This is a genomic window from Methanobrevibacter sp. (assembly GCF_045112895.1).
Lineage (GTDB): Archaea > Methanobacteriota > Methanobacteria > Methanobacteriales > Methanobacteriaceae > Methanocatella.
In genome coordinates this window covers 1-8,200 of the sequence record NZ_JBGUIH010000058.1, presented here as the reverse complement: position 1 = coordinate 8,200, position 8,200 = coordinate 1, and the positions used below count along the sequence as shown (strand labels likewise).

General features: G+C 39.0%; 8 protein-coding genes. 1 reads left to right on the top strand and 7 read right to left on the bottom strand.

Annotated elements, in window-relative coordinates; genetic code table 11:
* Window positions 1-777, bottom strand: a 777-nt coding sequence (locus tag ACJMLD_RS09665; protein ID WP_405270965.1) for a fructose 1,6-bisphosphatase, incomplete at its 3' end; no start/stop codon positions are given.
* A gap of 144 nt (window positions 778-921) precedes the next feature.
* Here ACJMLD_RS09665 and ACJMLD_RS09660 point away from each other — a divergent pair.
* On the top strand, window positions 922-1,401 hold the full coding sequence (locus ACJMLD_RS09660) for an LURP-one-related/scramblase family protein (RefSeq protein ID WP_405270963.1): 480 nt from the start codon (window positions 922-924) through the stop codon (window positions 1,399-1,401).
* Between the two features lie 21 nt (window positions 1,402-1,422).
* Here ACJMLD_RS09660 and thiI read toward each other — a convergent pair whose 3' ends face one another.
* The 6 genes from thiI to ACJMLD_RS09630 form a co-directional block, all read right to left on the bottom strand.
* On the bottom strand, window positions 1,423-2,574 hold the full coding sequence (gene thiI / locus ACJMLD_RS09655) for a tRNA uracil 4-sulfurtransferase ThiI (RefSeq protein ID WP_405270961.1): 1,152 nt from the start codon (window positions 2,572-2,574) through the stop codon (window positions 1,423-1,425).
* A 39-nt stretch (window positions 2,575-2,613) separates the two neighbouring features.
* Window positions 2,614-5,310, bottom strand: a complete 2,697-nt coding sequence (alaS, locus tag ACJMLD_RS09650; protein WP_405270959.1) for an alanine--tRNA ligase — start codon at window positions 5,308-5,310, stop codon at window positions 2,614-2,616.
* 169 nt (window positions 5,311-5,479) lie between these two features.
* Complete coding sequence (gene rpl12p / locus ACJMLD_RS09645) at window positions 5,480-5,785, bottom strand: 50S ribosomal protein P1 (protein WP_405270955.1); 306 nt, start codon at window positions 5,783-5,785, stop codon at window positions 5,480-5,482.
* Window positions 5,786-5,843: 58 nt separating this feature from the next.
* Entirely contained in the window at window positions 5,844-6,854 is a 1,011-nt protein-coding gene (locus tag ACJMLD_RS09640; protein ID WP_405270953.1) for a 50S ribosomal protein L10, read from the bottom strand.
* Entirely contained in the window at window positions 6,854-7,492 is a 639-nt protein-coding gene (locus ACJMLD_RS09635) for a 50S ribosomal protein L1 (RefSeq protein WP_405270950.1), read from the bottom strand. The genes ACJMLD_RS09640 and ACJMLD_RS09635 overlap by 1 nt, the downstream gene beginning before the upstream one ends.
* A gap of 179 nt (window positions 7,493-7,671) precedes the next feature.
* Complete coding sequence (locus ACJMLD_RS09630; RefSeq protein ID WP_405270948.1) at window positions 7,672-8,154, bottom strand: 50S ribosomal protein L11; 483 nt, start codon at window positions 8,152-8,154, stop codon at window positions 7,672-7,674.
* Window positions 8,155-8,200 lie beyond the last annotated feature (46 nt).

The following is an 8,200-nucleotide window of genomic DNA, read 5'->3' as shown; positions in this document are numbered from 1 at the left end:
TACCATGTGAGGGAATGCAAATGGATCTACACATTCACCGTTTGCAGGGAAACCGGATTGTGCCCTTACGATACATGCTGGGTCATCCTTACCGACATATTCTCCAGCCATCAGGTTTAATCTTTCAGTACTTACAGCGGCAGCGATTTCGCCATTTTTCTTCCATACTCTTTTGATAACATATCTTCCTGTGGAACCGATTAATGCGAGCAAGTCATACATTTCTTCAGGACAGTTTAAGATAACTTTTTTGTGTTCGATTACATCGAATACTTCAAATTTGAATCCGTCGTGTAAACTTGGGTCAATTACAAGACCTGCAGTGTTGAATGGGTCTGCAAACATCCTAAATACTGGCAAGTTAAATGCACCAGGTTCTGTTTTATCACAGCAGAATACTAAAACAGGATCAGATGGTCTTTCTTCAAATTCCATTTCAGCAACACCCGGACCCATACCTTTGATGTTTCCGGAGAAAGTGTCTGACAACAAGTCTTGACCTGCACCATATAATTTTAATTCACGTGCTCTTTCAGTAGCTTTCATGAATGCATCATATGCAGTTTTGTGGACTTCTTCGTTTTCTTCTCCTTTATCGTGGGTCATGATTAAGTCTATATCGTCTCCACAACGGGAGATATAATAATCTTTTAAGATACCTGTTTCTAAAGCTTCGTTTAAAACTTCATCACAAATATCCATTAATTCTGGGTGTGCGACACAATGCCCAGATACACTTCCGATATCAGCTTTAATTACACTAACAGTAGTTTTCATTTTAATACCTCAATTAGTAAATTAGTTATTTACTAGACATTTATTATTTATGATTTGGATAGTATTTAATCATTATGATATTTAGATTACAATTCATTTATACTTGAAAATACATAACTGTTATCAAAGAATTGGAGATTAATCATGAAACTTATACTCAAGCAGAAAATGTTCTCATGGCTCGATGCCTTTGATGTTTATGGGGAAGATAAAAAAGTCATATACAAAGTCAAAGGGGAGTTGTCATTAGGGCATAAACTGAAAATATTTAACCCTCAAGGGGATGAACTCGGAGAAGTCAACCAAAAGCTCATATCAGTCACCCCAACATTTGAACTGTATGAGAAAGGTAAAAAGATAGGTAGCATTAAAAAGAAGCTATTCAAATTATTCGGTTCAGCCTACAGCATAGAATCATTGGGTTGGACTGCAAATGGAAATTTCACAGAATGGAACTACACCATCAAGGATTCCAATGGAAATCTGGTTGCCAAAATCGGAAAACAGCTATTCAACCTGACAGACACATACGTTTTGGACGTGGCCAATCCGCAGCACGCATTACATGTGTTAATGTTTGTCATTGCAATTGATGCTGAAAAATGCTCAAAAGGCGACAAGTAAGAGACATGGGCCAACTACCAATTAGCCCTCACGAATTTTCTCAAATGCCTTTTGAACTTCCGCATCCTGATTCATTGCTTCACAGGCTTCCTTAACCCTTTTCAAATCGGCGCGTGTTTCAGGATAGCGAGGAACCGCACTGCATCCGCCATCATCAATCTTGGATATCTCAAAAGTTCCGATGTCCTTTGCAATGGCAGTGATCTCTTCCTTATCAAGACCGATTAATGGGGATAATATCGGCATGTCAACTCCATAGCGTGTAGCTAATATGTTGGATAAAGTTTGTGAAGCGACCTGGCCAACGCTGCTTCCATCGACAATAGCATCGGCACCTATCTTATTGGCCAGCTTTTCTGCAATCCTATACATTCCTGATTTGCACAGGACACATGTCATCTTTTCGGGAGCCTTTTCCTTGGCGACTGTAAGGTATTCGCCATAATCGATTATGCGTTTTTTGATTGGAACACCATTAGCATAAATGTTGAGCTGATCAACCAACAGATTGAAGTTTTCAGTAACCTTCGGACCTGAAAACGGATCATTGTTGCAGTGAAGCGCTACGACCTCACATCCTCTCTTCATCATCAGATATGCTGCAACTGGAGAGTCTATGCCGCTTGATAAAAGCACCACAACTTTACCTTGTGTTCCTAAAGGAAGTCCGCCGGGACCTCTGATTTTTTCATGAAAAATATAAGCGTCATCTTCCCTGATTTCAACAAAGATTGTCAAATCAGGATTTGTCAAGTCCACAGGAGCCAGAACAACATTCCTTACTACCCCTCCACAATGGGCAGCCATTTCCTGAGATGTGAATTCATGTGTTCCGACACGTCGGCATTTGATTGCGAATTTCGTATTTTCATCCAGAATGCCTTCAGCCATTAAATCTTTAGTGTATTGGGTTAATGTTTCATCAATTTCACCATAATTGGAATGTGTTGATGTTGCAGGCGAATACGATACTACACCAAAAACCCTGTTCAATTTTTCAATTCCTTCATCGAAATCATTTGGGAAAATGTATATTCTTCCCTGATTTCTTTCAACTTCACAATCAAAAGTAGCCCTAATATTTTTAACTAGCTTTTTTTCAAAACGAGACCTTATCTTTGGGCTTTTTAATCCTATTTCACCGTATCTTGCAATTATCAAATCATGATTCATTTAATCTACCTTTAAAAAAAAATAAGAAAAGGATAATAATTATCCTTTAATTAAGTCAATAGCGGTTTGAATAGCTTCATCCATCTTATCCGCATTTTTACCAGCACCTTGTGCCAAGGTTAAGCGGCCTCCTCCGCCACCGCCTAAAACACCAGCTGCGGTTTTGATAATCTCATTGATTTTGACTCCGCTATCAATTGCATTCTGTGAAGCCGCTCCAACGATTTTACCGTCATTGTTTCCCATAATAACGACATCTGCCTTTCCATTATCGGTAAATTCAGTAGCCATATTTTGAAGTTCCCTGAAGTCTGCTTCGATTAATTGATGGACAACTTTCAGACCATTGATTTCATCAAATTCATCAGCCAATGAATTCATTTTTAATGATGCAATCTCTGATTTCAGACGGTCGATTTCGTTTTTCTGAGCTTTCCATTCGCTGAAGAACCTGTCACATGTTCTTGGCAATTGCTCGTTTTCGACCTTAAATATCGCTGAACTTTCACGCAGTAGTGCATCATCATGCTGCATAGAATCAATAGCTGCAAGCCCTGCTGAAAAGTCAATTCTTTCCACTCCGTCCTGAACCCTTTCGGTCTTGTTGATTTTAATCGGCCCGACAACACCGGTTCTCATGACGTGTGTACCTGCACAGGCCTGAACGTCGATTCCAGGGATTTTGACAACACGAATCATTTTGCCCGGAACAATACCTCCCTGGTAAAGCACAAATCCGTATAACTCCTGCGCTTCATCCCTTGTGTGGAACTGAATGTCCAGGTCAATGTTTTCCATCACATATTCATTGGCCAATTTTTCGATTTCATTCAGCTCTTCCTGTGTGATACGTTTGTAGTGTGACAAGTCAATACGTGCCCTTGTAAGGCCATTTTGGGATCCTGCCTGCCAAATGTGTTTACCTAACACTTTTCTTGCAGCGGCAATAACCAAGTGAGTTCCTGTGTGGTGGCGTGCAAGGGTAATCCTCCTTGTCCAGTCAATTTTGCATATGGCTTTTTCGCCAATCAAGAATTTAGGTACGACTTCAGCTACATGGTGCAATACAACATTGTCGACTTTTTCAGCATAATGTACTTTAAATTCAAACCCTTCAAAGGAACATACACCTATGTCGGAAGGTTGACCTCCTCCTTCAGGGTAAAATGCTGTTTTATCGAAGATCAAACATGTGTCTCCATCTTTTTCGACTATGCCTAAAACTTTCGCTTCAAACTCTTGTTGGTAGAAATCTTTATAGAATAATAATTCAGTTTCAGGGAAATCGACTTTGAAGTCATCTTTCTTATGAGTAGTGTCTTTTTCATGGGCTCCTGCCACTTGGGTAAAGAAGTTGTCCGGAACGTTGACTGTAAAATCATCTCCTGCAAGGTCAACTACGACTTCCGGCGGAATTCCATGAGCATCATACAACTCAATCAACATTTCAAGGGGCACTTCATTTTTGCCCTCCTTCTTAAGCCTTTTGACTAATCTTTTAACAAGGCCGATTCCATTTTTGACTGTTGCAGCAAAACGCTCTTCCTCCAAAGCGATAACCTTCATGATATGCTCTTCTGAACGGCGAATTTCAGGATAGAATTCAGATAGGAAGTCCAATTGGATTGCCATTACATCAGCCAATGACTCTTTCATGTTCAAGTCGTTCATGAACCTTATAGTTCTTCTTAAAACCAGACGTGCTAGGTATCCTTCCTTAACATTTGATGGGATTATGCCGTCTGCCAGCATAAATGCCAAACAGCGGGTATGGTCCGCAATAATGTAGATTGCCTCCATCGGTTCGGCCGCCTTCAAGTAATCCTCCAAAGAAAGGTTCAGGCTTTCGGCCACCTGTTGCCTTAATTCTTTCAAGTCCCCGATGTCCTCGATATCCATCATTCCGGCAATCTGTGCGTTTCTTCCCTGGATATCCTCATTGATTTCAACACCTGTCAATTCTTTTAACTTGTCGACTACCGGTGCGAAACATGCATCATAAGCTGTTGGAGTTCCCTGTGAAATCCAAGCGATACGTTCCAGACCGTAACCGGTATCCACAACCTTGATTGGGATTTCCTTTTTGGATCCGTCTTCCAAGGTTTCATATTGGATGAATACCAAAGTAGCGAGTTCCACACCTCTGCAGCATACTTCATAACAAGGTCCTTCGTTACCTCCGCCGGCCCACCAGGACTTGATGAAGGTGATTTCCTCTGTGTTGATTCCGATTGATTTGAAGAATTCGTGACAGAGTCTGATTGTTTCGTCTTCCCAATAGATGAAATCATCTTCCTTGTTGATTACTGTATGTGTCCCCATAGTAAAGCAGGTCATGTGCCTTCCGGTACGTCCGACATTGTCAACATCGTTGAGCCTGATTGAAGGCTGAGCCATTTCAATAGGATTGGCTGGAGGCTTGACAAGACCTGAAGTAATCCAAGGTTGGAAACAGAAGATGGATGCTCCAACCAAAAATACGTCATCTCTCCATCTTTTAGCCAAAACAGGATATCTGTGGACATGTGTGTGTCCTTCACTTTCTAAAAATTCTCTAAAAACTTGTTGGATTTCATATAAGTTGTATGGCTTATCTGTAGCAGGATTACCAATAAAACCATACTCGTCACATGGAGCGTCCCCACAGGTGTCTCTGTCTACCTGTGAGTAAAACTCTTGCCCGCAAGTTTTACAAGTTTGCTTTTTATAACCAAGTTCATCAAAAATTTCTACCATATAAATCAGTTTAAATTATTTATTAGTATATAATCTGTTTTTAATACAATAAATAACTTTCAAAAAATAGATAGAAAATAGTTAATAATTCATAAAATAATCTTAAAAAAATAGTAGTTCTAAACAAAAAAAGTAAAATAAAAAAAAGAAAGGTGATAGATTTAAAAATCTATCCGAAGAGAGCACCTAATCCAGCTGCTGCTGCTTCTTCAGAAGCTTCTTCTTCCTCTTCTTCCTCTTCTTCTTCCTCTTCTTCAACAGCTTCAGCTGCTACTGGTGCAGCTGCAGGTGCTGCTGCCATAGCAGTGGTTTCCATAGCTTCGTCGATGTCTACATCTTCTAAAGCTGCGATTAAAGCTTTGATTCTAGCATCATCAGCTTCAATTCCTGCTGCTTCAATAATACTTTTAACATTTTCTTCGTTAATCTCTTTTTCTGCACTGTGCAAAATCATTGCCGCATATATGTATTCCATGTTATCACCATTAATTTTTTAAAGTGTTAGTTTTTATAATAATCAAAAAATTTCAATTTTAACCAAACAGAGCTCCTAACCCAGCTGCTGCTGTTTCTTCACTATTTTCTTCTTCTTCCTCTTCTTCCTCTTCTTCTTCAACAACTTCTTCAACTGCTGGAGCTGCTGCTACAGCAACGCTGGAAAGTTTTTGAGCTAATTCGTCATCGATAGCACCAGGTGCATCAGCAACTTCGGATGCTAAAGCTAACATTTTAGCTTGTGCTAAACCGATAATTGGTTCTGAGGTTTCTGAGGTCATGATTGCTCCTTCTACACCGACATTGATTGCTCTGGTGTATGCGAGAGTAATGATTGAGGAAATAGTTTCATCAGTAGGTATAGCTGCATTTAAGGATAAGTTGAATGCATTCTTATATGCATTTTGAATGTCAGCTAGTGTTTGTTCTTCGTCGATTGCAAGTACATCTGAAGTATAAATCGCTTCTTCTTCATATACTGCTTTTAAATCAATTCCTACTTCCATTGGATTAATGTCTAATCTTGATAATGTTGCGGAAACTTGTCTGGAAACCTCTTCACCCGCTTTTACAACGACGGTTTCCTTTTGTACGCAGATTTTACCTTTATCAATTTTAGCAGGAATTCCAACTTGTTGTAATTCACCTAAGAATGGACCTGGTTCAAATCCAGTATCTCCTTCAGGTACAACAATATCTTCAGGTGCAATAGTTCCTGGTTTTGCAGGAGCTTGGGTTTTGCTGTCTTCCAATATTTTGTACAATTTGAAAGGATTCATTTCGGTTGCAATAAGTGCAACTTGACCTTCCATGTGCTCGGATAAATCAACAATGTTGTTTTTATCAGCATTACAATCTTCAAGAGCTAAATTGATAAGATTAATTTTGGACATTCTGATAACAGCTTTGTCTTTGAGAGATTTTCTCATTTCCTGGAGCTGTTTTGCAGGAATGTTCATTAAATCGACAATACCGATTACATCATATTCATCGATAATGCCTTTTAGCTCTTTAACTTCTTCCTTTTTCCATTCAGCAACATGAGCCATTAGATCACCCTCAGTACTGGTCCCATAGTTGTTTTAATAAACATGGACTTGATTTGACTTCTTCCTTTTTCTAAATTGCGGTCTAAGACTGTAAGAACAGTTTCAACATTTTCAGCTATGTCCTCGTCTGACATGTCTTGGCTTCCAACAACAACTTGAATACTTGCTTGTTGTTTTACGCCAACTTTGACAGTGTTTTGTAATCTTTCTAAAAGAGGATCTAATTTGATACTTGCAGGCACTGGTTTTGGCATTTTTCCACGAGGCCCTAAAACTGGACCAAGGAATCTACCAACGAGTGGCATCATATCTGCTTGAGCTATTAAGAAATCAACAGAGTTAGCCATTTTTTTAGCTGCTTTTCTGTCTTTTCCGAACTCTTCTAATCCATCTTTATTGATTACGACGTCAAGACCAGCATCTTTAGCCTGAACAATGAGTTCCCCATCAGCAATGACTCCGATACTAATTTCTTTGCCACGGCCGTTAGGAAGAGTAACTTCCTCATTAAACCTATTTTCTGGCTTTCTGACATCTAAGTCACGGATGTTAATAATTACATCCACAGACTCAGTGAAGTTTCTCGGCTTTGATTGTTCTTTTGCCTCCTTCACCGCGTTTACTACATCTTGTGTCATATTCATCCCCCATGAACATTTTATGCCCATTGGATTTTTTTGGTTTCATGAGTATCGATTACAAGAAAAAAATTCTTAAACGATTGCATGAATTAAAAACAGTATATCAATTATAATTTTTAGTTATAACATCATATACACTGTATTTATTAACTTAATTTTAATTTAACTAATTATCCCTATTCTTCAAAGAGATCATCATATTTTCCAGCATCAATATCTTTTTGTACTTCTCTTGGGTCTTTACCATCAACAGATAATCCCATACTTACACAGGTTCCGATGACTTCTTTGATACCTGCTTTGTAATCATTAGATAATAATGAATCGAATTTCATTCTAGTGATTTTTAAAGCGGTTTCAATAGGCAAGTCATTGATAATGTCTAAACCTGGTTCATGAGAAGCTTTTTCGATGCCTAATTCTTCCATGATAAGTGCAGTTGTTGGCGGAGTACCGATTTCGATTTCAAATTCTTTGGTATCTCTATCGATAGTGACTATAACAGGCACTTTCATTCCTGCAAAGTCTGCGCTTTTTTCATTAATTTCTTCCACAACTTGCATCATGTTAATACCGAAAGGTCCTAAAGCAGGTCCTAATGGTGGCCCAGGAGTTGCAGTTCCACCTTCGATAAGAACTTCGACTGTATCTTTAGCCATCAGTCAGCCTCCTTTTGAATTATTCTAATTTGATCAGCTTTAACAG

Coding starts and splice junctions, on each gene's coding strand:
- ACJMLD_RS09660 (WP_405270963.1), top strand. CDS start 922: ATGAAACTTATACTCAAGCAGAAAATGTTCTCATGGCTCGATGCCTTT.
- thiI (WP_405270961.1), bottom strand. CDS start 2,574: ATGAATCATGATTTGATAATTGCAAGATACGGTGAAATAGGATTAAAA.
- alaS (WP_405270959.1), bottom strand. CDS start 5,310: ATGGTAGAAATTTTTGATGAACTTGGTTATAAAAAGCAAACTTGTAAA.
- rpl12p (WP_405270955.1), bottom strand. CDS start 5,785: ATGGAATACATATATGCGGCAATGATTTTGCACAGTGCAGAAAAAGAG.
- ACJMLD_RS09640 (WP_405270953.1), bottom strand. CDS start 6,854: ATGGCTCATGTTGCTGAATGGAAAAAGGAAGAAGTTAAAGAGCTAAAA.
- ACJMLD_RS09635 (WP_405270950.1), bottom strand. CDS start 7,492: ATGACACAAGATGTAGTAAACGCGGTGAAGGAGGCAAAAGAACAATCA.
- ACJMLD_RS09630 (WP_405270948.1), bottom strand. CDS start 8,154: ATGGCTAAAGATACAGTCGAAGTTCTTATCGAAGGTGGAACTGCAACT.